This window comes from Terriglobus albidus, from assembly GCF_025685425.1.
Taxonomy (GTDB): domain Bacteria; phylum Acidobacteriota; class Terriglobia; order Terriglobales; family Acidobacteriaceae; genus Terriglobus; species Terriglobus albidus.
In genome coordinates, this window is record NZ_JAGTAS010000058.1 from 302,036 (window position 1) to 327,088 (window position 25,053).

15 protein-coding genes are annotated in these 25,053 nt (G+C 55.8%); 10 read left to right on the top strand and 5 right to left on the bottom strand.

Annotation, left to right across the window (positions count from 1 at the left end):
- Positions 1 to 112: 112 nt before the first annotated feature.
- Entirely contained in the window at positions 113 to 898 is a 786-nt protein-coding gene (locus OHL21_RS20445) for an L-fucose dehydrogenase (RefSeq protein ID WP_263419157.1), read from the bottom strand.
- Between the two features lie 9 nt (positions 899 to 907).
- The gene (locus tag OHL21_RS20450) at positions 908 to 1,678 is read right to left on the bottom strand and encodes an SDR family NAD(P)-dependent oxidoreductase (protein ID WP_263419158.1); all 771 of its coding nucleotides are present in this window, start codon (positions 1,676 to 1,678) and stop codon (positions 908 to 910) included.
- 345 nt (positions 1,679 to 2,023) lie between these two features.
- Here OHL21_RS20450 and OHL21_RS20455 point away from each other — a divergent pair, with 345 nt between their 5' ends.
- The 5 genes from OHL21_RS20455 to OHL21_RS20475 all read left to right on the top strand — a co-directional run bounded on the left by OHL21_RS20455 (position 2,024) and on the right by OHL21_RS20475 (position 9,699).
- Positions 2,024 to 2,407 (top strand): RbsD/FucU family protein, encoded by a 384-nt coding sequence (locus OHL21_RS20455; RefSeq protein WP_263419159.1) that lies wholly within the window; start codon positions 2,024 to 2,026, stop codon positions 2,405 to 2,407.
- Between the two features lie 4 nt (positions 2,408 to 2,411).
- Complete coding sequence (locus OHL21_RS20460) at positions 2,412 to 3,296, top strand: amidohydrolase family protein (protein WP_263419160.1); 885 nt, start codon at positions 2,412 to 2,414, stop codon at positions 3,294 to 3,296.
- A 2-nt stretch (positions 3,297 to 3,298) separates the two neighbouring features.
- On the top strand, positions 3,299 to 4,627 hold the full coding sequence (gene fucP, locus OHL21_RS20465) for an L-fucose:H+ symporter permease (protein WP_263419161.1): 1,329 nt from the start codon (positions 3,299 to 3,301) through the stop codon (positions 4,625 to 4,627).
- 16 nt (positions 4,628 to 4,643) lie between these two features.
- A complete protein-coding gene (locus tag OHL21_RS20470) occupies positions 4,644 to 5,969 on the top strand; it encodes an enolase C-terminal domain-like protein (RefSeq protein ID WP_263419162.1) in 1,326 nt (441 codons plus the stop codon).
- Between the two features lie 427 nt (positions 5,970 to 6,396).
- Positions 6,397 to 9,699: a TonB-dependent receptor gene (locus OHL21_RS20475; protein ID WP_263419163.1), complete on the top strand. Its 3,303-nt coding sequence runs from the start codon at positions 6,397 to 6,399 to the stop codon at positions 9,697 to 9,699.
- A gap of 75 nt (positions 9,700 to 9,774) precedes the next feature.
- Here OHL21_RS20475 and OHL21_RS20480 read toward each other — a convergent pair whose 3' ends face one another.
- A complete protein-coding gene (locus tag OHL21_RS20480; RefSeq protein WP_263419164.1) occupies positions 9,775 to 10,830 on the bottom strand; it encodes an alginate lyase family protein in 1,056 nt (351 codons plus the stop codon).
- A 272-nt stretch (positions 10,831 to 11,102) separates the two neighbouring features.
- Here OHL21_RS20480 and OHL21_RS20485 point away from each other — a divergent pair, with 272 nt between their 5' ends.
- The 5 genes from OHL21_RS20485 to OHL21_RS20505 all read left to right on the top strand — a co-directional run bounded on the left by OHL21_RS20485 (position 11,103) and on the right by OHL21_RS20505 (position 19,148).
- Entirely contained in the window at positions 11,103 to 12,983 is a 1,881-nt protein-coding gene (locus OHL21_RS20485; protein WP_263419165.1) for a PAS domain-containing protein, read from the top strand.
- A gap of 575 nt (positions 12,984 to 13,558) precedes the next feature.
- The gene (locus OHL21_RS20490; protein ID WP_263419166.1) at positions 13,559 to 15,484 is read left to right on the top strand and encodes a TonB-dependent receptor plug domain-containing protein; all 1,926 of its coding nucleotides are present in this window, start codon (positions 13,559 to 13,561) and stop codon (positions 15,482 to 15,484) included.
- Positions 15,485 to 15,549: 65 nt separating this feature from the next.
- On the top strand, positions 15,550 to 16,089 hold the full coding sequence (locus OHL21_RS20495; RefSeq protein ID WP_263419167.1) for a YfiR family protein: 540 nt from the start codon (positions 15,550 to 15,552) through the stop codon (positions 16,087 to 16,089).
- Between the two features lie 40 nt (positions 16,090 to 16,129).
- The gene (locus OHL21_RS20500; protein WP_263419168.1) at positions 16,130 to 18,316 is read left to right on the top strand and encodes a putative bifunctional diguanylate cyclase/phosphodiesterase; all 2,187 of its coding nucleotides are present in this window, start codon (positions 16,130 to 16,132) and stop codon (positions 18,314 to 18,316) included.
- Between the two features lie 112 nt (positions 18,317 to 18,428).
- Complete coding sequence (locus tag OHL21_RS20505; protein WP_263419169.1) at positions 18,429 to 19,148, top strand: MgtC/SapB family protein; 720 nt, start codon at positions 18,429 to 18,431, stop codon at positions 19,146 to 19,148.
- An 83-nt stretch (positions 19,149 to 19,231) separates the two neighbouring features.
- On the opposite strand, the gene OHL21_RS20510 is transcribed toward OHL21_RS20505, so the two are convergent.
- Positions 19,232 to 23,251 (bottom strand): right-handed parallel beta-helix repeat-containing protein, encoded by a 4,020-nt coding sequence (locus tag OHL21_RS20510; protein WP_263419170.1) that lies wholly within the window; start codon positions 23,249 to 23,251, stop codon positions 19,232 to 19,234.
- An 847-nt stretch (positions 23,252 to 24,098) separates the two neighbouring features.
- Complete coding sequence (locus OHL21_RS20515) at positions 24,099 to 24,977, bottom strand: NAD(P)-dependent oxidoreductase (protein WP_263419171.1); 879 nt, start codon at positions 24,975 to 24,977, stop codon at positions 24,099 to 24,101.
- Positions 24,978 to 25,053 lie beyond the last annotated feature (76 nt).

Genomic DNA, 25,053 nt, shown 5'->3' on the forward strand with positions numbered 1-25,053 from the left:
TCCCGAAAGAGGAGTGCAGCGGCGTTTTCATTTGCGGAAAACGCCCATAGATGCCGAAGCCCTACTCTACACCTACAGGGAAAATGCTTTCGCCTGGAGCCTGCCCAGCCTGCTAGGTGAGAGCTCTATCCAGGTGCACGTAGCCGCCATCTGCGCTGAGGTGTTGTCCGGTCGTGTGGCCGGACATCGTAGGAGACAACAGAAAGGCGGTCAGCGCCCCAATCTCCTCGACCGTTGTCATCCGGTGACCGAGAGGAATGCGGGATTTGATGCGCGACAGCTCCTTCTCTGGATCGCCGACAGTCTTCAGCCAGCTTTGATACAGGGGAGTCATCACCTCCGCCGGCACCACGGCATTTACCCGGATACCGTATGGCAGCAGTTCCGCCGCCCATTCGCGAGTCAAGGCAAGCTGCGCCCCCTTCGCAGCCGCATAGGCCGAGGTTCCCCCCTGCCCCGTCATCGCCACCTTCGAACTGATATTGACGATCGCACCCACGGATGCCTTCAAAAGAGGCAACGCGAACTGAGCGAGAGCGTAATAGTGCAGCAGATTCTGCTGCAGGCTCTCCATGAACCGCTCCGGCGTACCGTTCTGCAGGCCGATTCCATCGTTCGCCCCGGCGTTGTTGACCAGGCCAAAGAGTTCGCCATATCTGGCCTGAATATGGTCAATCGCTGTCCGACACTGGCTGGTCTCTGCCAGTTCCAACTCAACCAGTTCACAGGGCAGACCTTTCTGGTCCACCTCTTTCATGAATTGCCGTACAGCAGGGGTGACACGGCCCAGCACCACGACTCTGGCGCCTTCGGCCAGACATGCACGGGTAATGCCCTCACCAATGCCGGATCCCCCGCCCGTAACCGCAATGACCTTTCCCCTGAGTCCCAGATCCATATGCGTCCTTTAGCGGAGATTGAAAAAGCCACCATCGATCGGATAATCGGCCCCGGTCACAAACGAGGAAGCGTCCGAACAGAGATAGAGCGCCAGAAGCGCAATCTCCTGAGGAGTGCCCATGCGGCCTACCGGTTGGGCAGCGGCCAGGCGTGCCATCTGCTCCGCCTCTTTGCCGGCGTAGTTTCGCGCCAGAAAATCGTCGACGAACGGAGTATGCACTCGCGCGGGCGAGATGCAGTTGCAGCGGATACCGTGCTGCAGATAGTCCTTGGCGACAGAGAGCGTCATGGATAGCACGGCCCCCTTGCTCATGGAATAGGCGAACCTGTCTGACAGCCCGGCGGTGGCGGCAATCGAGGCCATATTCAGAATCACTCCGCTCTTCTTCTCGACCATGTGTGCGACCGCAGCCTGCATTACCAGATACGAACCTTTGACATTGATCCGGAACAGGCGCTCAAACGAGGCAACATCGGTCGATAGCAGCGTTCCGATATGTGAAACGCCGGCACTGTTCACCAGGATGTCGGTTCCACCCGCCTCACCGATGGATGCAAATGCCTGCTGCACCTGCTCCGGGTCACTTACATCGCACGGAATACCAATCGCCCCAGGAATCGCCGCAGCGGCGGCTTCTAGCTGCGCGGGATTGATATCGAGAAGAGTGATGCGTGCTCCGGCTTCAGCAAAGGCGGTGGCAATCGCATTGCCGATGCCGCTTGCACCGCCCGTAACGACTGCAGATTTTCCTTCAAGGCGAAATGGAGAGGATGGCATTCCAGTTGTCATTCCCGGAGTTATAGCATCGTAAAAGACCGCTTGCCAAATAAGAATCCGGTGTTTCACACGCCGAGAAAAGGTCGGCTTGATTACCGTATGCGAAAAAATATTTTTATTGACGAAATACGATAGGAAAACATAAACTGCCAGCAATTTACCGAGGGGCAGTCTGGACGCGCCCATGTTGGAGCAAGCGTGACATTGGAGTGCGATAACATGCTCACTGCCATCTGTTTGGGCAGCCCGACGGTCGCGTTACCACATCATCTCTCCCTGCCGAAGGACGAGATGCCACTGCCCGCACCGTTAACCACTCTCGGTATACCAGGAAACGTTGAACGTATGCTGCGAACCGGAATCCTCAATCCCAATATCAATTCGCTGCTTAGCAGAGTCAGGCACACCAATACCCTCGTCATCGCCGACCGTGGCTTTCCCTACTGGCCGATGATCGAGACGGTGGATATCACCCTGGTGGACAACATTCCCAGCGTGACCGATGTGCTGGAGGCACTGCGTCCTAACTTTATTGCCGGAAAATGCTGGATGGCGCGAGAGTTCCAGGAGATGAACGATGCGGCAACGGTAGCACGGTTCACATCGCTTCTTCCTCCCGTCGGCTGGGAGCCACACATCGATTTCAAGAAGCGGGTTCCGCATGCCATCGGCCTGATCCGAACGGCCGACACGATTCAGTATGCAAATGTGATTTTGGAGTCTGCCTGACGCGATGCTTCTGGATTCCAACAAGCCTGATGAGATCAACTCCGCGCGCGTCTGCGTGGATGCACACCATCATCTCTGGGAGTATGACGAGAGCCAGTATGACTGGATCTCCCGGGAGATGCCGGAGCTGCGGCGGGATTTTCTTCCAGCAGACCTGAAGCTTAGGATGGAAGAGGCAGGCGTCGACGGGGCCGTTACAGTGCAAGCGAGACAAACGATTGGGGAAACAGAATGGCTGCTGAAGCTTGCGGCGCAGCATTCCTTCCTTTACGGGGTTGTAGGCTGGGCTCCTATTGCGGAGGACAGCTTCCCTGCGCTTCTGGAGCGCTTCAGTGACGCGCCGAAACTCCTGGGGTTGCGCCATATCGTCCAGGCAGAACCCGCCGGCTTCCTGGATGCTCCGGCCTTTAACCGCGGTATCGATCGCCTGCAGACCTGCGGCCTTATCTACGACATCCTGATCTTTCAGCATCAGCTCGAAGAGGCGATCCGTTTCGTCGATCGTCATCCGAACCAGCAGTTCGTTGTCGACCATGCCGCTAAGCCGCGCATCGCTGCGCGAGAGATCGAGCCCTGGGCGGCCAATCTCCGCGAATTGGCAAAGCGGCCCAACGTCGTCTGTAAAGTCTCAGGTCTGGTGACGGAAGGTGACTGGAAGTTCTGGTCCACCGAAACGCTTGCGCCGTATCTCGACACTTGTCTTGAAGCCTTTGGTGCAGACAGGCTCATGGCCGGGTCAGATTGGCCTGTGTGCCTTTTGGCTACAGACTATAAACGGTGGTGGAATTTCCTGCGGGAGTACTTTGCCGCTCTCAGCGATTCCGAGCGGCAGAGCCTCTTTGCCGAAACCTGCTGCCGCACCTACAAGATTCAAGGAAAGGCGATCTGACGATGGCCGCTTCACAGCAATCAAACGCACCAGGCATCTTCCCCAAGGGAAACATGGCGGTCTTTGTCCTCGTGACCGTTCTCTTCTTCCTCTGGGGTATGTCGAATAACCTCACCGACATCCTGGTGCAGCAATTCCAGAAGTCGTTCGAGCTGACGCAGATGCAGGCCCAGTTGGTGCAGACCTCTGTTTTCTTCGGCTATTTCTGTATGGCCCTGCCGGCAGCCTTCCTGATGGAGCGGCGTGGCTACAAAGCGGGAATCCTGAGCGGCCTTTTTCTCTTCGGCACTGGCATGTTGATGTTCTGGCCGGCAGCAGTTGTCGGGAAATATTGGACGTTTCTGACGGCCCTCTTCTTTGTCGGCTGCGGATCAGCCGTTCTCGAAACTGCCGCCAATCCTTTCATCGCGCAGTTTGGCCCATCCGAAACTTCCGTACAACGGCTCAACTTCTCTCAAGCATTCAATCCCCCTGGAACGATTACCGGTGTCATCCTCGGAGCAACCTTCATCTTCTCCGGTATCGAGCTCAAGCCTGCGCAGATCGCCGCCATGAAGCTCCAGGGAACCTATCAGAGCTATCTGCACAGCGAGATCATGCGCGTAGTCCCGGTCTATCTCGGACTTGGCTGTGTCGTCTTCTTTCTGGCGTTTCTGATCTGGCGAGTCCGATTCCCGTCTATCGACGAGTCTGTTGAGGCAGCCGGCGGAGAAGCCGCCATGTTTTCTGATCTGCTGCATGCTCCGCGGCTGTGGTGGTCCGCGGCAGCTCAATTCTGCTATTGCGGCGCGCAGATCAGCACATGGTCCTCTCTGATCCCTTATCTCCGTCAATACACGACACTTACGGAGAAGAAGGCAGCTTACTGGCTAATCGGAAATCTAATTGCGTTCTCAGTCGGCCGCTTCGCCGCAACCGCCCTGATGCGCTGGATCCGGCCGATGCGGCTGGTACTCGCCTACGCTGCGATGAATCTGTGCCTGCTGTCAGTCTGTATCACCCATCCCAGTCTGGTAGGCGCGGGTGCGATTCTCGCGACCAGCTTCTTTATGGCCCCGATGTTTCCGTCCATCTTCGCAGTGGGCGTGTCGGACCTCGGCCCAGCCGCGAAGCTTGGCGGCTCCACCATCGTCATGGCAGTCGTGGGAGGCGCGATTATTCCGCCTCTCCTTGGCTATGTCGCTCATCGCTTCTCCAGTTATGCACTCGGCTACTCCGTTACAGCGGTCTGCTATCTGTTTGTCGCTCTCTACGCGTGGATGATGGCGAGAAGCATTCCAGTGGCCGAACAAGCAGCTACAGCACAACCCGCAACCGGTATTACCCACTAGTGGAAGGAAACACACCGTGAACGATCTTCGCATTGAACGTATACGAACTATCGACCTTCGCTTCCCGACATCGCGCGAGGCCATCGGCTCGGATGCGGTCAACAAGGATCCTGACTATTCCGCCGCCTACTGCATCCTGGAAACGAATTCCGGACTGGAAGGTCATGGACTGACGTTTACTCTCGGACGCGGCACAGACATCGTTGTCCAGGCCCTCGATTACCTGGCTCGAACCATCAAAGGCCGCACACTTTCCTCCATCGTCTCCAACTTTGCCGCATTCTCCCGCGAGCTTACCGATGAGAGCCAGTTCCGCTGGCTCGGTCCCGAAAAAGGCGTGATTCACCTTGCCACCGGCGCCCTGATCAATGCGGTATGGGACCTTTACGCCAAGGTGGAGGGTAAGCCGCTTTGGAAGCTGCTGGCGGAAATGGAGACCGAACAACTTCTCTCTGCGGTCGACTTCCGGTATATCGACGACGCCATCTCGCGCGATGAAGCGAAAGCGATCCTCGATGCTGGAAAAGCCGGCATGAGCGAACGCCTTGCCAAGCTCCAGGCGGAAGGCTACCCCGCTTACACCACCTCGGCTGGATGGTTCGGCTTCAGCGACGAAAAGATCAGGCGCCTCTGCCGTGAGGGCCTGGCCGATGGTTGGACCCATTTCAAGCTGAAAGTCGGCGGCGATCCGGCGGACGACCTGCGCCGCGGGCGCATCGTCCGGGAAGAGATTGGCTGGGAGAACCGCATGATGGTCGATGCAAACCAGAAATGGGGCGTCACTGAATCCATCGACCGCATTCGCCAGTTACAGGAGCTCGAGCCCTGGTGGATGGAAGAACCCACCAGCCCCGACGACATCCTTGGCCATGCGCGAATCCGCAGAGAGTGCAAACCGACACGTATTGCTACCGGAGAGCACTGCCATAACCGCGTGATGTTCAAGCAGCTCATGCAGGCAGAAGCCATTGACGTCTGCCAGATTGATAGCTGCCGTGTCGCCGGAGTTAATGAGAACATCGCCATCCTGCTGATGGCAGCGAAGTTCGGCATCCCGGTATGCCCACACGCGGGCGGTGTAGGCCTTTGCGAGTATGTTCAGCACCTCTCGTTCTTCGACTATCTTCGTGTCTCCCAGAACCTTGAAAACCGGGTGATCGAGTATGTCGACCACCTCCACGAACACTTCCTGCACCCTGTCCGCATCCGCAAGGGCAGATACCTTCTGCCGGAAGCAGCCGGCTACAGCATTCAGATCTATCCGGAATCGCTGGAGACCTATCAGTATCCCGGCGGCGCCGCGTGGGCCGAACCGTCGTATCAGGAACAGCACGCCCGCTAGAGTATTTTCCCTGTGGGTGTAGTCCAGAGCTTCCACCATAGGTCAATACCGTACCCGCAACTGCCGCCCTTCCAGGCGGCAGTTTTGCTTTAAATAAACAAAACTCTCTCCTATTTCACATGTGAATAGTTGTTTTCGCTTATTGCCAGCAGAAATTGAGAGAAACGGCACTCTTCTCTCGCTTGTTTTCTCATTCGCGCGCCGTTCTTGCTGCGTATGGATTCTCTCTAAATAGCGCGGTATTTTCCATGTTTTGGAATATCGGCTGCCATCGTTCGTGCCATTTTGACTCATTGCAGTTCTTGTCTTTATTCCATATACGAGAATTAAGTTTTACCCTTGACAATCGAAAATCCTGACGAGCAGACTGGCCTACATCCCTCGGGGGTACAAAACAATGATCCGAACTGCAGTACGCATCCTTTGTGTGGCCACGTGTCTCGTTTTCTTCTCGTCCATGGCCGTTGGACAGCTCACAACGGCGACTCTTTCAGGAGAGGTCCAGGACAATACTGGAGCTCTCGTTCCGAAGGCTCACATCACCGTGGTCAATACCGACACCGGTTTCACCCAGAGCACAGACAGCAATGACCAGGGCGCCTGGCGCATCGATCTGCTTCCGGTCGGTGGATATCGACTGACCATTAAAGCTGAGGGATTCAAGACCTTTGCGCAGGCGGGCATTATCCTGAGCCTGGGGCAGTTTGCCACGGTCAATGCAGTCCTCCAGATCGGCGACACCTCTGAAACCATCAGCATCAACTCAGACGTACCGCTGGTGAACGTCACCAACTCGGTGGTCGGCGCTACCGTACAGAATAGCGAGATCGTGAATCTGCCCATCGTAAACCGCAACGTCTATGACCTGTTGACGCTGGTTCCTGGCGTGCAGACGAATACCACCTCATACACTCTCGGCTATCCGCAACAAACCGTTCAGATCAACGGTGGCGTGATGCTCGGGAATGCCGGTTCCACCAGCTACTACATGGACGGCGGCACGAATATGACAGGCCTGCGTAATACCGGCAATACGCAGCCCAATCCTGACGCGGTTAATGAGTTCCGCGTGGAAACCAATAACTACAGCGCCGAATATGGCCGCTTCCCGAATGGCGTCATCAACGTCATCACCAAGTCGGGCACAAATGCCTTTCATGGCTCGCTTTTCGAGTTCTGGCGGGAAAACGCCCTCAACGCACTTGACCGCAGCTTCGTCGCCTCGGCTCCTGCAGCACAGCCCTTGCACCGTCACCAGTTCGGCGGTACCGTCGGCGGCCCCATCAAGCGTGACAAGACATTCTTTTTCTTCAGCTATGGTGGCTTGCGCCAGATCACGACAACTCCGATCAGCAGCGGTGCAGCCGTGGTTCCTTCAGCAGCACAACGGTCGGGTAACTTCAGCGAGAATCTGCCTTCAGGACCGGCGGCGTCTTCTTGCCAGAGTGGCACATCGACCAGCTTCTATGTCTGCAATCCAAAGACCAACAAACCATACGCCGGCAACATCATTCCGGCATCTGACCTCGACGCGACCGTACAGAATATCCTCAAGGGCGCCAATGGGCTTCCATCGATTCCCCTGCCGAACGGAGCCGGCAACACGTTCGCCGGATACATCCGCAACCAAAACAATACCAACGAGTTCCTGATGAAGGTCGACCACCAGTTGACCGCAAACCAACGGCTTACCGGCGAGGTCTTCGAGACAGCCGGTATCAACTCACAGAACGCCGGCGGCAACCTGCCGTGGTCACAACAGAACTATGTATGGCGGCAGTGGAATGCCAATATCAGCCATGTCTATACGATCAGCCCGACACTGATCAATCAGGCCTGGATTTCGTTTGCACGCAACCTGGGCGGCCGCGTGAACACACCGGCGCACCAGATCAGCGAATACGGTTCAAAGTTCCAGGTTCAAGGAACTCCATCACTCCCGCAGATCGCCGTAAGCGGTTATTTCACCGCCGGTAACGCCATTGCCGGCCCGCGCGCCGGCTCCAACTACTATGAAGTGCGCGACACCATCATCTGGACCAAAGGCAAACACTCCATTCGTTTCGGCGGCAATATAGCTCTCGACAAAGATATCCAGGAATCGCTCCTGAACAACTATGGAATTTTCAACTTTACCTCAGCGAAGTCACGCAGCTACAACGCGCTCTCTGACTTTCTGTTGGGCCTTCCCAATTCCATGAACCAGGACGCGCCGAGCATTCAACGCATGAATAGCTGGTATGCAGGTCTGTTCGTCATGGACGACTATCGCATTACCTCCAACCTGACCTTCAATCTCGGTCTGCGCTGGGATGTACAGACACCGCCCGTCGATACCGATAACAAGGTGGAGAACTTCAAGTTCGGTCAACAATCAACCACTATCCCCAGCGCACCGATTGGATTGCTTGTTCCTGGCGACAAAGGTGTTCCACGCGGCGTCGTTCCTGTCCGCTGGAACCACTTCTCTCCGCGTGTCGGCTTTGCATGGAATGTCTTTGGCAACTCGAAGATTGCAGTTCGAGGCGGCGCCGGCATCTTCTGGGGCAGTATCTCCGGTAATGAATGGGGGGCGGCCGGTCAGCCTTTCTCCTTCCGAGCATCTTTCTCCAATGTAAAGTCGATCTCCGATCCCTATGCCAACGTGGCGGGCGGCTCACCTTTCCCCTACAACTACACGCCCTCCGCTCCTCGCTTTACTGCTCCGTTCTCTGTTCCGGGAACGGATCCGAACTTCGACTGGACATCGACCTATCAAGCGAACCTTACCGTCGAACAGCAGTGGACCTCTACATTCGCAACCTCTGTCGGTTACGTGGGAGCGATGGGACGCCACCTGCCGTACACGACAGATGTGAACTATCCGATGCTGGTAAATGTGGGCACTTCGGCGCCTTCCACCAGCAACGTCGATCAGCGCCGGCCGTACCAGCCGAATCCTCCGCTTTCGACCGGTACCGCAACCAACTACCAGGGCATTCCCATTACCTACCAGGGAATCAACATCTTCGGCTCCAACCAGACCAGTGCTTATCACGCAATGCAGATCACAGCGAACAAGCGCATGAGTCAGCACTTCACGGTGCGCAGCTTCTACGTATGGGCTAAGAACTGGGCTAGCCTTGGTATGCAGAACAGCACAGCCTCCGTGGTCAATCAGACCAAGCTCTGGCTGGAACGTGGCCGCTCCGATAACGACTATCGTCACATGTTCACCACCTCGGTCGTGTGGATGCTGGATTATTACAACGGCAATAGCCGCTACATCAAGACAGCAGCGAATGGCTGGCAGGTCTCTCCGATCGTCCGTTTCCGGAGCGGCGCTCCATTCACCGTCACCAACGGTACCGACACCAACCTCGATGGTGCGAACAATGATCGTCCGAATATCGTCGGTAACCCATACCTCGATGCTCACCGGTCGCGGAACGACGTTATTAATGCCTGGTTCAATACGGCAGCCTTCGTTGCTCCAACTACACCTACTGAAGGAACAACCGGCCGGAACACGCTGGATGGCCCGGGGTCGAAGTCCGTGGACGTCGCGTTCTTCCGGAACTTCGCGCTCTGGGAGAAGACGACGCTGCAGTTCCGTGGGGAATTCACGAACGTCCTGAACAACGTGAACCTCAGCAACCCAAATGCAACCTTGAACTCCCCCAACTACGGCAAGATCACAGGAGCAAGTTCTATGCGGCAGACGCAGCTTGGTCTTCGCCTCACGTTCTAACCAACATCACACCAAAGAAAGAGGCCAGCTCAAAGCTGGCCTCTTTCTTTGATCTCTCATAAACCAGAACCATGTTCATTGTGGGGGAAGCCCACCGAGGTACATGTAACTGTGATTCGGAGCCGCCGCCAGCAGCTTTGTAACTACAGGATCTGGAAAGCGGCGGTTATAAGGCTCGGCCCAGCCGATCGCCTCGGCTGTTGGTGGGTCAGGACGCTCTTGCGGAATGCCGGTCTGCTTATCGAAGAATGAGGAGTCGACCAGACCTGCTGTCGAGATCGCAACCAACTTCCTGAGGGCCCCGGCGCGCTCCGCATAAAGGTCGACGCCGTTTGGCAATCCCAATTCCGCCAGCATTACGAGTGGTGATGCAGCATATAGGTGATAGTGGAGTGCACGCTTTCCACGGCGCATCTCTTCTGCGAGCGTTCCATCCGGCCGGATTGCAGCGATACCGGCTTTTGCCTGCTGCATCGCCCAGTCAAAGTCGTTGGGGTTATTCGCCGCAATCCCAATGGCTGCCAACTCCACCGCCGCCCAGTAGAAGTGGTTCTGGGCTCTGTTGCCGCCGCTCTCTTTTGCGCGGTCCTCATAGAACTTCTCCGTCTGCGCACCCACCTTCTCCAGCCACGGCAGAATCAATGCGCGTTGTTCTGCAGTCGCTTTCGCCGGACCATCAATCTTCAGATAGGCAATCGCCTCGGCCCCCACAACCCATCCCTGGACAAAGTAGGCCTGCGAAGATGACATCTTCCCGGTCAGCGCACCCTCTTTTGCCTGTACCTCCAGATGCTGCAAAACACACCGCGCAGCCTGTGCGGATCCGGTCTTTCGAAACTCGTCAGCCGCAGTAACCATCAGATCGCCTTCACGCTTCACCGGCCCGGAAGACTCCGCATACGCCTTCTGTTTCACCGGATCAATGATGGAATGTGTTGGATCGTTGTCTGCGTAGAAGCCATCCGTGACAAAATCCACGGGCAGATGCGGCGGCCCCGGGCAGGTATACGCCGCACTGGTCTCCTTTACTGGATGCGCATCCCAGGGCGAATGATACGGTGCAGCGGCAAATGCCGTGCTTTTGATCGAAGTTGCAACAAATAGGGCAAACACATACCGATACATCGTCATTTGAAAGGTAACTCCGGGCTGAATCGTAATGGAATGTGAGGCTTCTTCGGCAACGCCGCACGACGTTCAGAGCGCGTGAACACCCGCTCCTTAGAAGCATGCCGATCATAGCACCTGCCCCGATAAAACGTATCGATCAAAGAGGGTTGGTATGCCATCAAAGATGGACTCTAAGCAGGCAGACGTTTCTGTCGTGAAGCGGTAAGATTGTCTTCGATTCGTTGCGGGCATCTAAGATGCCGCGTTCCTGATCGGCTACCGCCCGGGTTTCTATGTCATCCGCCGTGCTGCATGTTCTCTTTGTTGACAATCGGGAGACGGATATCTTACCGATTCGGCATGTGCTCGAGTCAGCGGGGCTGACGCACACGTATTCCCTCGTATCCACCGGAACAGAACTCAGAGCCGCCCTTACCTCCTCCGACTGGGATCTTGTCATATGCGGGGACGCTATTCAGGAGCTTCCCGCCCTGGTTTCGCTTCAGATCGTCCGTGAGCTTGCCCCGGCAATCCCCTTCCTCCTTATCTGCGTCTGCGAAATGACCTGCGATGAACACGCAGACACCCTGGTGAAAGCAGGCGCACAAGACTACCTGCAGAAAGACGATCTTTCCCGCCTGCCCTTCGTTGTACTGCGCGAATTGCGAACCGCCACAGAGCGACGAACGAAAATGCAGATGGAGTTTGCCTTACGGCGAAGTGAGGAACGCATTCGCCTTGCCGCTGGAGCTGCAAATCTCGGCATCTGGTCCTATAACGTTGCCGCGAATGTCATTGATTGGGATGCACAGTGTTACGCCGTTGCCGGCGTCCCTCAGGGCACCATCATCACTCCGGAGCTTTTTGAATCATTGATCCATTCCGATGACCGCGCCCGGCGGCGCGAGGTCCTGGCTGAGGCAATTCGGAAGGGCTCCGAAGCCAAGATGGAGTATCGCCTTGTGCGTCCCGACGGCGGCGTACGTTGGATTCTGAGCCATGGCCGCGTTTATCTTCACCAAGATGGAACCGTCAAAGAGATCTTAGGCGTCGCGTCCGACATCACTGATCGCAAAGTTGCTGAGCAGGCTCTTCGCGCCAGCGAAGCTCGCTTCCGCAGCCTCAGTGCATCGAGCCCGGTTGGTATCTTTCAGGCCGATCTGCAGGCGAACGTCTCCTATACCAACCCTCGGCTCCAGGAGATCTGGCACATGAAGGAACCGGAGATCCTTGGGCGAGGCTGGACCGCGCGCATCCACCCAAACGATCTCTCCCGTCTTGTCGAGGGTTGGTCCGAAGCAAGCAGCCGTGGATCCTCTTTCGAAATCGAATACAGACTGCTGTTGCCCGATGGAGAAATACGATGGATCTTCGGACGGTCCACAGTCGTCTTCAACGAAGCTGGCCTGCCGATGGGAACGATTGGGACCGTGGATGACATTACAGACCGGCGGCGAGTGGAAGAGAGCCTGCGGCGAAGCGAAAAGCTCGCCGCCGTCGGCAAATTGGCTTCGATGATCGCTCACGAGATCAACAACCCGCTTGAAGCCGTAACAAACTTCATCTATCTGGCCGAAACCTCCAGCGAAATTAATCAAGAGACGCAGTCATATCTCAGAGATGCCCAGCACGAACTTCAACGCGTCTCCCAGATTGCGACACAAACCCTCCAGTTCCATCGCCAGAGCAACCGTCAAACTCTCACCGCGCCGTCACAACTGCTGGAGTCTGCGCTGGCGCTCTTCGCTCGCCGGCTCAACGAGCAGCAGGTCACGGTAGAACGAGATTTCGCAGACGTACCTGCCATTCTGATTCACGCCTCAGACATACGTCAGGTGCTGGTCAACCTGCTAAGTAACGCTCTTGATGCTATGGCTGGCGCACCTGGAAAGCTACGGCTGCAGCTGCGCCGTGTCTCTACCTCCGCCGATGGCATAGATCGTGTGCGCATCACTGTGGCCGACACCGGCTCCGGAATGGAGTCGGCGGTCAAAGCACGTGTCTTTGACGCATTCTTCACCACCAAAGGTGAAAAGGGTTCGGGTCTCGGGCTATGGGTGAGCGGAGAGATTATCGCCAGGCATGGCGGCAGGATTCAAATCCGCAGCCGTAAAGCCGACTCAGGTGGTGGTACCGTCATCTCGTTCACGCTTCCCGTGAACAGCTTCGAATAGAGCATCTTCTCTGTTGCTGGGTATCGCGGAAGAGGAGTGCAGCGGCGTTTTCATTGCGGAAAACGCCCATAGATGCCGAAGCCCTACTCTCCACCTACAGGGAAAATGCTCTGACCCTCTTCTCATGACCGGTCCCAAATGCTCACGGGCTAAGGCTATCCAGGGAAGCGCCGATAGAAGGATCAGAGGGCCCATTCATCGCATACCGAACCAAAACTAAAATCCATCGTCTCAGCGGAGGCTAACTTTTCAGAGAGCCTCTATGATTTCACAAAACTCACAAATAGATCATTAGAGCATTTTGCCTGTTGCTGGGTATTCCGGAAGGGGCGTGAAGCGGCGTTTTCATGGCGAAACGCCCATAGACGCGGAGGCCCTACTCTACACCGAGAGGGAAAAATGCTCTAGCCTGAGGGGGCAACGTGTCGTTCGGGGGAAAGATTTACCAAAAAACATGGTTGAGACGCTCTAGCGCTTCCCGGAAATCCCCAATAGAGGCAAATCTCTCCCCCGGATTCAGTCATTCCCCACGCCTCGTCCGCTATCTGGCCGCGACGGCGTTTTGGGCAGCGATTGTGCCTCTTCCGGCACAACAGAGACCGGCAGATATCACGGAGCTCTCTCTTCCCGATCTGTTGAATACGCCAATCTCGACTGCTTCCCGGTTTTCGCAGTCCTCCATGGAGGCGCCCGCGTCCGTAACCGTCGTTACCCGCGAACAGATCCAACGGTCTGGATACCGCACACTCGCAGACATTCTTCGAGGAGTGCAGGGGTTCTACATCACCTATGACCGCCAATACAGCTATGTCGGTGTCCGCGGCTTCTCCAACCCCGGAGACTACAACACACGCATTCTGCTGATGGTCGACGGACACCGCCTGAACGACACGATCTTTGAGCAGGCGATGGTCGGCACCGAATTCACCATCGACGTGGATCTTATAGATCATGTCGAAATCACGCGTGGCCCCGCGTCCTCTCTCTATGGCACTAACGCTGTCTTTGGGGTAATCAATGTCATTACCCGCAAGGCCCGCGATCTGAATGGGGTTGAAGCTGCTTCGGACGCCGGATCGTTCAACACATACCGCGGCCGGCTGAGTTACGGCCGCGAGATCGCCGGGATACAAACGCTGCTCTCTGGCACCTTCTATGGGAGCCAGGGGCCTAAGCGACTCTACTATCCCGAATATGATGATCCATCCACCAACAACGGCATGGCCAGCCACGCGGATGATGACCAGTTCATCGACCTGCTCGCAACTTTAAGCAGACGAGGCTTGCGCTTCCAAGCTGCTTATAATGCCCGGGAGAAGGGAGATCCGACCGGAGCCTTTGGCGATGTCTTCAATGATCGTCGCAACCGTGAAGCTGACGCACATGGATATCTGGATCTTCGCTACGAACGCTCCATCGGCAATAGTTCTTCGCTGCTTGTCCGCACTTACTTCGATCGTTACATGTACGACGGCAAGTTTGTGCGGCAGGGGGATAACGGACGCGTTCTCAATAAAGACTTTGGCCGCGGCGAGAGTTTCGGTATGGAACTGCAATCCACCACCCGATTGCGGGACAGATATCGTTTCGTCTCAGGTTTTGAATACCGGAATGACTTTCGCCAGGAAGTCACCAACTACGATGTCTCGCCGTTCGCCAGCTACCTGAAGTACGATCATCCCACCTTCGTCGCCGCGCCTTATATCGAGAGCGAGATCCCCCTTCGTGGATCCTTCCTGCTCGCTCCGAGCATTCGTGTCGACTACAACCCTCGTGTCGGCTGGATGACCAGCCCTCGCCTGGCCTTCCGTTTCTCACAAGGAGACCGCGACCACTTTAAGTTGGTCTTTGGACAGTCTTTCCGTTCCCCGAATGCGTATGAGCTGTACTACTATCCAGCCTATACATCGTCTACTCTGCGGGCGGAACGCAACCTCGCATGGGAAGGCAACTGGGACCGGGAATTCTCGAGGGGCTTTTTTCTATCCACCGCTCTTTATGCCAATCGGATGCGGAACTTCATCGTAACCAATGAGGCAAGCACGCTTGGATTTGAGAACGAAGGCAAGATGGACACCGCCGGCCTAGAAACTACTTTTCAGAAAAAATGGCTCAACGGCGCTACAGCCATCCTGGGCTATAGCAATACGTTCCAGCAGCTAGGCGATGATGGAGAGGGAAAGATCAACTCGCCAAAGCATCTTGGAAAATTGAACGCCAGTATTCCGCTACGAACAAAGAAGGTCTTTGCCACAATCGATGCCCAATATATCGGCAGGCGAGCTACCCTGGCTCAAAACACGGTCAGCCCCTATACGACCTTGAACTTCACCCTGCTGGGCCGGGACATCTTTGGTCGTCTGGATCTCTCCGCCAGTCTCTATAACGCGCTCGACAAGACCTTCTACGATCCCGGAGCAGAACAGCACCGTCAGGATGCACTGCGGCAGGACGGAAGAAGCTTTCGGGTAAAGCTCATCTGGCACGGTGGTGGGCGGTAATGTTTCGCTTTGGGCTCCATTTCGATTTGCGACGGCCGCTCGCGGTTTGGCGCGTCTGGCAGCGCATGTCGATTTGGATCGGCGTCCTGGGATGGCTTTCCCTTACCCCTCTCAGGGCGGTTACCGTCGACGCTCCGGGGTATGACGAATACCAGCTCAAGGCTGCCTTTCTCTTTCACTTTGCCCAGCTCACCACATGGCCGGCATCCGCCTTCCCTTCCGGCGATGAGTCGTTCGTGATCTGCACGGTAAACGGAGATCCGTTTGACGGCTCCCTGGAAAAAACGATCGGCTCGAAGAAGGTTCAGGGACACTCCATCAAAGTAGCCCATGTACAGCGAGCGGCCGAGGCTCACAGTTGTCAGATGGTTTTTATTCCAGCACTGCAGCGCGGAGAGATGAGCGCCATGGTCAACGATCTCGGCAACTTGCCGATTCTTACCGTCGGAGACGACGAATCCTTTACTCAGTACGGGGGCATGATCGCCTTCCGGCGAGAAAATGACCGTTTGCGTTTCGACGTCAATCTTGGAGCCATCACAAAATCCAATCTGAATGTCAGTTCGATGTTGCTATCTCTCGCAAGGGCGGTTTCCACTCGATAGATATAGTGCGCGGTGAATAGCTCGGACGGGCTCACAGACGATGAAACTCAAACTCCAAATCCGCGACATCCCTATCCGGCAGAAGCTGCGGCTGCTCGTGATTGGCTCTACACTGCTCGCGCTGACACTGGCATTGATCGGCTTCTCTGTCTATGAACGGGCACAGTTCCGGGCCACAGCCGAAGCGGAACTCAAAACACTTGCAGGCACGGTCGGTTCGAATGCGGCGGCATCGCTTGCGTTCAATGACTCTCATACGGCCGAGCAGATCCTTCACGCGCTTGCTCAGGATTCGGACATTAGCGGCGCATATCTCTATGACATCGATGGCGCCCTTTTTGCCCGTTACGATAGGGACATGGAGCACGCCGGACCGGCACCCATACCTCCACGCAAGGGAGGTGCATCATTCGCCGACGGCCGTCTGCTGTTCGCACGGCCAGTTTATCTGGATGGCGAAAAAACGGGCTCAATTCTCATTATCTCTACGCTCGATGGATTCCACGTCAAGCTTCGCCGCTATCTCCTCATCGCCTCTCTGGTCCTTATCATTTCCATTTGTATTACCTACCTGATCTCCGCATTGCTGGTCTCCGCAATTGGTGAGCCGATTGCACACCTGGCTCGGCTTGTGACTCAGGTCGCCGACAGCAAGGACTACTCTCTGCGCGCCCAGACTGGAGGTTCCGACGAAGTTGGAAGCCTGATCCAGTCCTTCAACCAGATGCTAGAGAAGATCGAGGAAAGAGACTTTGCCCTGCACAACGCAAACGGGGTGCTCGAGAGCAAAGTCCTGGAGCGGACGGCCGCCCTGCAGAAAGAGATCACCGAGCGAAAACAGGCAGAGGCCAAACTGCTTTATGAAGCGCACCATGACTCGCTGACGCACGTCGCCAACCGCCGCTACTTTGTCGAGCACCTCTCCAGAACCGTTGCCCCGGAAAACAGGGATGGGGAGACGAAGTTCGCCGTTCTTTTTATTGATATCGATAGATTCAAGACCATCAATGACACCATCGGGCATATCGCCGCGGACGAACTTATTAAGGAGATTGCAAAGCGACTTCTCTACTGCGCCGCGCGCCATAGAGCACTCAACGAAGGCACAGCAGCCAGCCTGAACTCAGATGTAGTTGCCAGAATCGGCGGAGATGAATTCGTGATCCTTTTGAATCCCGTCGACACCATCGCAGACGTCGAACTCCTCGCTGAATCGATTGTTGCTGAACTCTCGCTCCCTGTCTTCATTGGGGATGAAGAAGTCATGGTGACGGCCAGCATTGGCTCATCCCTCAGCGCAGTCGGCATGGATAACGCCAAGGATGTGCTGACAGATGCCGATACCGCGATGTATGAAGCGAAGCTGGAAGGCCCAGGAAAACATCGACTCTGCGATCCGGAGCTTCATAACAGAAGTGTCAATCGCCGTAAGTTGGAGAGTGACCTGCGAAGCGCCTTCGAGCGCCAACAGTTCCGCGTCCATTATCAGCCGATTGTCTCACTCGATACAGAAACCGTGCACGGATTTGAAGCTCTCCTGCGATGGGACCGCCCGGGAATCGGCATCGTCGCTCCAGGGCACTTTATCTCTGCCGCCGAAGAGATGGGACTGATTATTCCGCTGGGAGCCTGGGTAATGCGCCAGGCCTGCGCACAGATCGAAGAGTGGAACCGACGTTTCAATACTCGTTTCAAGGTTTCGGTCAACGTCTCAGCAAAGCAGTTTGCGGACCCGGATCTTTTGAACTCTATTGCCTCCATGCTGGAAGAGACTCGTCTTGCGCCGGAGTTCATGACTATTGAAATCACGGAAAGCCTCACGATGACCAACGCGGCTCAGGCCGAGATCACCCTCAAAAAGCTGAAGGAGATCGGTGTCGGGCTTAGCTGCGACGACTTCGGGACAGGCTTTTCCTCGCTAAGCTATCTTCATCACTTTCCGTTGGATACATTGAAGATCGACCGGTCATTCATCTCGTCAGTGGACTCCCCCCGCAATCCAGAGAGGATCGTTGAGCTGATCATTACTCTTGGTCACCAATTAGGGATGGAGCTGGTCGCAGAAGGGATCGAGACCCAGGAACAGGTCGACAAGATACGGTCTCTTGGATGCGAATTTGCACAGGGATATTTCTTCTCTCATCCCCTGGCGCCCGAAGCAATTACAAATTCTCTTTCCCAGCCAGATTCTGGTACAGAGCTTTCTGCTCTGCTCGCGCTCCAGTAGAAAATGCCGGGATGCAAAATGTACGGCGGATGAGAAGATTTTCAGAATCCCGTAAAGAAAGAATCGGACACTGGTGGCGGCAGATGTCAAATTTCTCTTCTGATACGGCACGATGCACACCATAAGCTGGCAGCTCACGCTGCAATTCACCTTTCGACTGCTCCTTGCGTTTTTGCTTGGAGCGATTGTTGGACTTGAGCGGCAATGGCGCCACCGAATGGCGGGTACACGCACCAACGCCCTTGTAGCTGGAGGAGCATCAGCATTCGTCATGTCGGCATTGCTGATCCCCGGAGATCCGTCCGCCGCGGGCCGGATCGCCTCCTATGTCGTGTCCGGCGTAGGTTTCCTCGGAGCAGGGGTCATCTTTAAAGACGGCGCCAACGTCCGTGGCCTGAATACGGCGGCTACGATCTGGTGTTGCGCGGCCATCGGCGTCCTTTCAGGTTTCGGCGCCCCGATTCTCGCATTGCTTCTGACGATCACCGTCGTACTCACCAACATCCTGCTTCGGCCGCTCGCCCATCTTTTACATCCAGTCCTGACCTCCTCCGCATCCACCGAAGCGACCTACGAGATATCCCTCAATTGCCGTCCCCAGGATGAGGCACACCTGCGCGCACTGCTGCTGGGGACCATCGCACAAACCACGGCGATTCTGCAGTCATTGCACAGCGAGGACACCGAGCCGGAAACTTCCATGCAGATCAAAGCTGTATTCCTTACAACAGGACGGCATACAGACGTTGCTGAGGAGATCGTTCGCAGGCTCTCATTTGAGAGCAGCGTCTCCGCCATCAATTGGACACTGCAGACGGCTCATCTGGAATAGATTCGGATTGGGTTCTTTGAAAGCATCCGATAAAAAAGGTCCTGCCGCTACCGGCAGGACCTTGTGGCTATCGCATTTACCAGTTAGAACTGCGCAATCACCCAGGTTGATGCTCCACCGGCGTCAATGCCCCATGCTGTCTGACCGCTTTCAAATCCAGGATTTGACAAGACGTTGGTTCCGCCCGCAACGCCCATGAAGCAATCATCGACGACAAGCGTGCCGGCTCCCGAATAGGAATTCTTGAGTTGGAACCTCAAGCCTGTGTAGCTTCCCGTGCTGAAGGCCGGGGTTGAGCATTGCGTCCATATGGAAGTCGCCGTGCACTTTACAGTAGCCAGGTTAGTGGAGTTGTACATCGCATCCAGTTCCACCGAACCCGATCCTTTGATCCACACACTGGCGACATAGGTTTGATTGGCCGCCACCGGCATCTGCTGATGCGTAGAGGTCCAGTTAGGGCTGGACGGTAACGTAGCCTGCAGGCACCAGAGTCCGGTTCGGCAATTACCGCTTCCCGAATAGGCGCCAATGCTGAGAAGTGTCGTAAGCGGATTTTGATAATAATCCACCCCGCCACTATTAGAGACAGCCATGCCTGCTCCCGCTGCTGGAGATCCCGGCTGCAAGGCATATCCTGCGGGGCATGGTTGCGGACCGTTTGCCAATGATGCCGTCCAGATGCAGGTGCCGCCATTGCCAGCACTGCTAAGCAAAGGGTCCCCATACACGGGACTTGATTCGCTGCCGGAAGAGGCCCACGAAGATGCGGTGGTATAGGTTGTTCCATTCCATATCCACTGTGGGTTGTTGGGAGTGTAGTAGAGATTGTTGCTGAAGGTTAGCCCGCTGATCGAATTCACGTCACGGACAAACTCCACATTATTGGCGGAGTTTGGATTCGCCATATAGCAGATGTTGTTCTCGATCATCGACCCCGATGCAAATGTGCCCGAGCCATTCCACATCGCGAGGTAGAAGCACGCACTTGGATCTGTCGAGATAGACGATTGCGCGATATTGCTGAGGAAGGTATTGCCGTAGACATAAACCGGATTCGGTGCAGGATTCGGTGTCAGGCCAAAGAGCCCTCCGATCCCCCTCACCAGGTCATCGTTCTCAGAGATGTTGTAGCGGAATGTGTTTGGTCCCCACGTGGTGCCACTGGGATTGCCGTCATAGCCCAGTATTCCCGCGCCGCCATTGTGATGGGTGTAGTTGTATTGAACGGTTGAATTGGTTGTGCCCCCATCAAGATCGATGCCGTCCCAATCGCATCCGGTTGTGAATGCAGGCAACGGCTGTACGTTGTAGACCTCGTTGTACTGGACGAAGATGTTGTTCGCGTTATAGGTCTCAATGCCACTCGTTCCACCGCATGTGGTGACGTTTGCCCCGATGTCATGGATGAGGTTGTATTGGATGATTGCACCATTCATGCCATTCGCGTTCAAGCCGGCGTAAGGGGCTGGGCTTCCCAGGTTATAAACGGTGTTGCCCTGCATCAGAACATTCGTGATATTCCGCCCATATCCCCACCCGGCCACTCCGGCTCCGTCGGTAGAAGTCGGATCGGTTCCGTGGAGCGTATTGTTCAGAATCTGGATGTTGTTGAGAGGACCATTGTTCCCATTCAGAGCATAGCCAAGGATCCAGATCTCTCCTCCGCTCTGCCCGCCGGTTGTTGCAAATCCCATTACCTCAGAGTTCTTGACAGTCATTCCCTGGGTTGCCCAACTGACGGAACTGTTTTGCAACAGAATGCCCCAGTTCGTGGTCGCTCCATTCACGACCTCCAAACCGTCCACGGTGAATCCATTAATGTTGTCCCCGATGATCGCGGCGGTATTCTTCCCGGAACAACTGGACGAAGACTGAATAGTAGCCACTCCTCCACCATAGGAGGTCACGGTAAAGGGATTTTGCACCGATGAAGTCGGCACGATGGTTCTGGTGAAGACCAGGCATCCAACGAAGGTCTGGCCTCCCTCGAAGGAAACCGTGCTTCCTTCCGGATAGGTAAAGCTATTCACCTTGGCAATCGTCTGCCATGGGGTTGAAGGCGTTGTGCCGTCGTTGCTGTCGTTCCCATTCGGAGAGACATAATACTGCAGTTGCTGCTGGCTGAAGGTCGCCGCAAATGCCTCGTTCGATGGGCTTGAAGTACCGGCGCCATTCACCGCCTGCACGAGGTAGTAGTAGGTTGTAGCATGCGTCAGGCCGGTATCTGTATAGGGAGAGCCAGCAATTCCCTGCGCGACGAGATTCGACGGGGACGGAGTAAATCCACTCGTCAGGCTGCGATAGATGTTATAGCTCCAGGCGTTTGCAGATGGCGACCATGTCAGGCTTACCGTGCTGACGGAGGTCGGAGTCGCAGTCAGGCCCGTTGGTGTTCCAGGAGGTGTCGTGCTTCCGCCGCCGCTCCCTCCACCTGTACCCGAGTATGCACCAATACTCGGAGGACTGGTCAGCGCGCTTTGATAATAGTCCACGCCTCCATTACCAGTGATAGCAGCTCCCGCCCCCAATCCTGGAGAACCGGATTGAAGTGCATACGCCGAAGGACACGGCTGCGGCCCATTGCCCAACAGAGGAGACCAACTGCAGGTCCCGCCGTTACCGCCGTTGCTAAACAGAGGATTACCATACACCGGACTCGTTTCCAGGCCGGTCGCCGACCACGCCGCGATAGTAGTGTAAGACGTACCCCCCCAACGCCAGGTGGGGCTTGTTCCCGCGTAATACAGATTGTTCTGCAGCGTCATCCCACTCTGGGCGTAGGGGTTGTAATAAAAGTTCCCACTTCTGCCGTACTGATCATGGTTATTCAGGTAGCAGATGTTGTCTGCGATCAACGAGCCGCTCGCCCAGGTTCCACCACCATCTCCAAAGTTGAAACAGGCACTGGAACTCGTCTTCGTATTCTGTGAGATGTTGCTGAAGAATGTATTGCCATAGATAGAGAGGGCGTTTGCCGGCGGTCCTGGTACGACATCAAAGAGAGCGCCCTGAGCCCTAGCCCAGTCGTCGTTCTCCGAGATGTTGTAGCGATAGATATTTGGCCCCCACGTGTATCCGCTTGGTTTGGAGGTATAGGCGAGAAACCCGCTGCCGGCATTGTGATGCGTGTAGTTGTATTCGACCAGAGAGTTGGTCGTGCCCCCGTCCAGGTCGATCGCGTCCCAATCACACCCTTTGGTAAAGCCTGGCGACGGCTGAACGTTGTAGACCTCGTTGTAGCGGATCGTGATGTTATTCGAGGTATAGGCTTCAATACCGGAGGTTCCACCGCACGAGGTCACATTCGCGCCGATGTCATGCAGAATGTTGTATTGGATCAGGCCGCCGTTCCAGCCATCCGCATCGATCCCCGCCCAGACGGTCGAGGCCGGCATGCCGTTGTTGTAGATCGTGTTTCCCTGAACCAGAACATTGGTGATGTTCTTTCCGTAGCCCCATCCATTGATGCCACCTCCATCGGCGGAAGTCACCGTGGCGCCATGTAACGAATTGTTCAGAATCTGGATGTTGTTCAGCGGACCATTGTTGCCGTTCAGAGCATATCCAAGAATCCAGATCTCTCCGCCGTTCGAACTGCCGCTCACCGGCGCAAATCCGGTCACCTCGGAGTTTTCAATGACAATCGTCTGGGTCGGTGAATTCGATGTCTGGTTTTCCAGCAGGATTCCATAGATAGTGCTGCTTCCATTCACTACCTTTAATCCGTTGAAGTAGAAACCGCTCACGTTATCGATGGTGACGGCAGCTCCCGTCGTTCCGGAGCAGTTGGACTGGATCGTCGCAACGCCCGTTCCATAGGAGTTCACGGTAAACGGCGTCGAGGCTGACGACGCAGGCACATTCGTCGTATTGAAGACGAGACATCCCGTAAAGGTCTGCCCTCCCTGGAACGAGACCGTGCTTCCCTGCGGAAAGACAAAGCTGTTGACCTTGCTGATCGACTGCCACGGGGTAGCGGTCGACGTTCCATTGTTGCTGTCACTGCCATTCGGCGAAACGTAGTACGTTTGCGCTGCCAGAGATGACACAAAAATCATAATCATCGCCGCAAGCCAAAAGACCTGCATGGGCTTTTTCATAAGCTCCTCCAGAAAATAACTTCGATCGTGCTACTGCTGTATCGCGATTGATCCCGGCGCCGTGAAAGCGTGCGGAGGCGCAGGAATCCGCAGACGGAAGATCAGGAGGTGTTTGGGCGCCCCTTCTATCTTTCCGTAGAGGTGAACTCTGGGATGTATCTGGTTCAAATGAGACAGCGAGGCCTCAGACGTCTGGCGCTAGAGCATTTTCCCTGTAGGTGTCGTCCAGAGCATTCGCATCTATGGGCGTTTTCCGTAATGAAAACGCCGCTGCACTCCTCTTCCGGAAAACCCAGTAACAGGGAAAATGCGATAGAGCATTTTCCCTGTAGGTGTCGTCCAGAGCATTCGCATCTATGGGCGTTTTCCGTAATGAAAACGCCGCTGCACTCCTCTTCCGGAAAACCCAACAAGCGGGAAGATGCTCTAGTGCCGTCCGCAGGCTACGCACATCTTGAGGTTGGAAAGGAAAGAGTATTCGCAGAGCCAGAGGGGCGACGGTACATCTCGAAAGCTGCTTCATGGGTAGCCTTATCGGAAGTCCAGTTTTTAAACCGGCGGGAGACGAGGCTGAATCTCCTCATTCTCCGCACGGCTGAGAACTATCGTCCCTGGGGCCTGCCCACGGGAAGTTCCAAGCCGTTACATAACGTAACAGCCAGTATTTCCCCGAAATTCAGTGGATTGTTTCACAAGAGGGCTGGGTTGATGCCTTTAGACAAACGTTTGTGTATTCGCACGAAAAGGTATCATACCCCTCCCGAAGATCGATAATCACCGCTCCAGGAAAAGCGTTTTACCTCTCTCTTAAGAAAGCCGTTGGCCTGATCTGACGATTTGGAACGGACTACGCTATACCTTTTCCGCTGCGGAACTGCTCCACGACGGAGGACATATCCTGTTCTCCATAGCCCAGTTCTTTCGCTCTCTCCAGGAGATCCAGCGCGCTATCGGCCGTACGAAGAGGGATGCCGGCGGCCTGGGCGTCCTTCTGCGCGTATACGATGTCCTTCCCTAGAAGGCGGAGCAGAAAGTTGACCTGATAGTCCCGTTTCATCATGCGTTGGGACATGGTCTTCAGCAACGGACTTCCGGGAGCGCCCGTACACAGTACGTCCAGGGCAAGATCCATATCCAGCCCCGCGCGCTCCATCCATCCAACCGCCTCCGCGAGCGAGGCGAGCTGCGCCGCGCATAGGAAGTTGTTAATCAACTTCAGGCGGCTTCCGCTGCCCAAGGGCCCCACATGAACGACCTTCTTTCCCATCGCCTCCAACACCGGCCGAGTTGTCTCAAGCTGAGCCTTCGGCCCACCTACGAGGAAGGTGAGCTCCCCTCCGGCCGCCTGCAATCTGCTTCCGGTAACAGGAGCGTCCAACAGGACGCACCCTTTCTCCTGCCCTGCATGACCTAGCTCCTCCACCCAGTCCGGAGTCACCGTACCGCACTCCACCAGAATGGAGCCGGTGCCGACTGATGCCAGCGCACCCTGGTCACCCATCCAGACCATCCGCGATGCCTGGTCGTCAGCCAGCATGGAGATCACAATCTCTGCCCCGCGGGCAGCTTCGGCCGGTGAAGCGGCTACAACCGCGCCGGCGTCCCGGAGGGTCGCGGCTTTTGCAGCTGTACGGTTATAAACCGCCAGTGAGAATTCCGCATGCAACAGGCGCTTCCCCATACCGGCGCCCATCGTCCCCAAACCCAGCAATGCAATCTTTTTCATGTCATTCTCCCGGTGTCGGCTAGAGCATTTTCCCTGTAGGTGTAGTGTAGGGCTTCCGCATCTATGGGCGTTTCCG

What these genes read in the sequence shown, in the direction of transcription:
- OHL21_RS20500 (WP_263419168.1), top strand. Translation starts at nt 16,130, where the DNA reads ATGAAACTCAAACTCCAAATCCGCGACATCCCTATCCGGCAGAAGCTG.
- OHL21_RS20515 (WP_263419171.1), bottom strand. Translation starts at nt 24,977, where the DNA reads ATGAAAAAGATTGCATTGCTGGGTTTGGGGACGATGGGCGCCGGTATG.
- OHL21_RS20445 (WP_263419157.1), bottom strand. Translation starts at nt 898, where the DNA reads ATGGATCTGGGACTCAGGGGAAAGGTCATTGCGGTTACGGGCGGGGGA.
- OHL21_RS20460 (WP_263419160.1), top strand. Translation starts at nt 2,412, where the DNA reads ATGCTTCTGGATTCCAACAAGCCTGATGAGATCAACTCCGCGCGCGTC.
- OHL21_RS20450 (WP_263419158.1), bottom strand. Translation starts at nt 1,678, where the DNA reads ATGCCATCCTCTCCATTTCGCCTTGAAGGAAAATCTGCAGTCGTTACG.
- OHL21_RS20505 (WP_263419169.1), top strand. Translation starts at nt 18,429, where the DNA reads ATGCACACCATAAGCTGGCAGCTCACGCTGCAATTCACCTTTCGACTG.
- OHL21_RS20455 (WP_263419159.1), top strand. Translation starts at nt 2,024, where the DNA reads ATGCTGCGAACCGGAATCCTCAATCCCAATATCAATTCGCTGCTTAGC.
- OHL21_RS20510 (WP_263419170.1), bottom strand. Translation starts at nt 23,251, where the DNA reads ATGAAAAAGCCCATGCAGGTCTTTTGGCTTGCGGCGATGATTATGATT.
- fucP (WP_263419161.1), top strand. Translation starts at nt 3,299, where the DNA reads ATGGCCGCTTCACAGCAATCAAACGCACCAGGCATCTTCCCCAAGGGA.
- OHL21_RS20480 (WP_263419164.1), bottom strand. Translation starts at nt 10,830, where the DNA reads ATGACGATGTATCGGTATGTGTTTGCCCTATTTGTTGCAACTTCGATC.
- OHL21_RS20485 (WP_263419165.1), top strand. Translation starts at nt 11,103, where the DNA reads ATGTCATCCGCCGTGCTGCATGTTCTCTTTGTTGACAATCGGGAGACG.
- OHL21_RS20495 (WP_263419167.1), top strand. Translation starts at nt 15,550, where the DNA reads ATGTCGATTTGGATCGGCGTCCTGGGATGGCTTTCCCTTACCCCTCTC.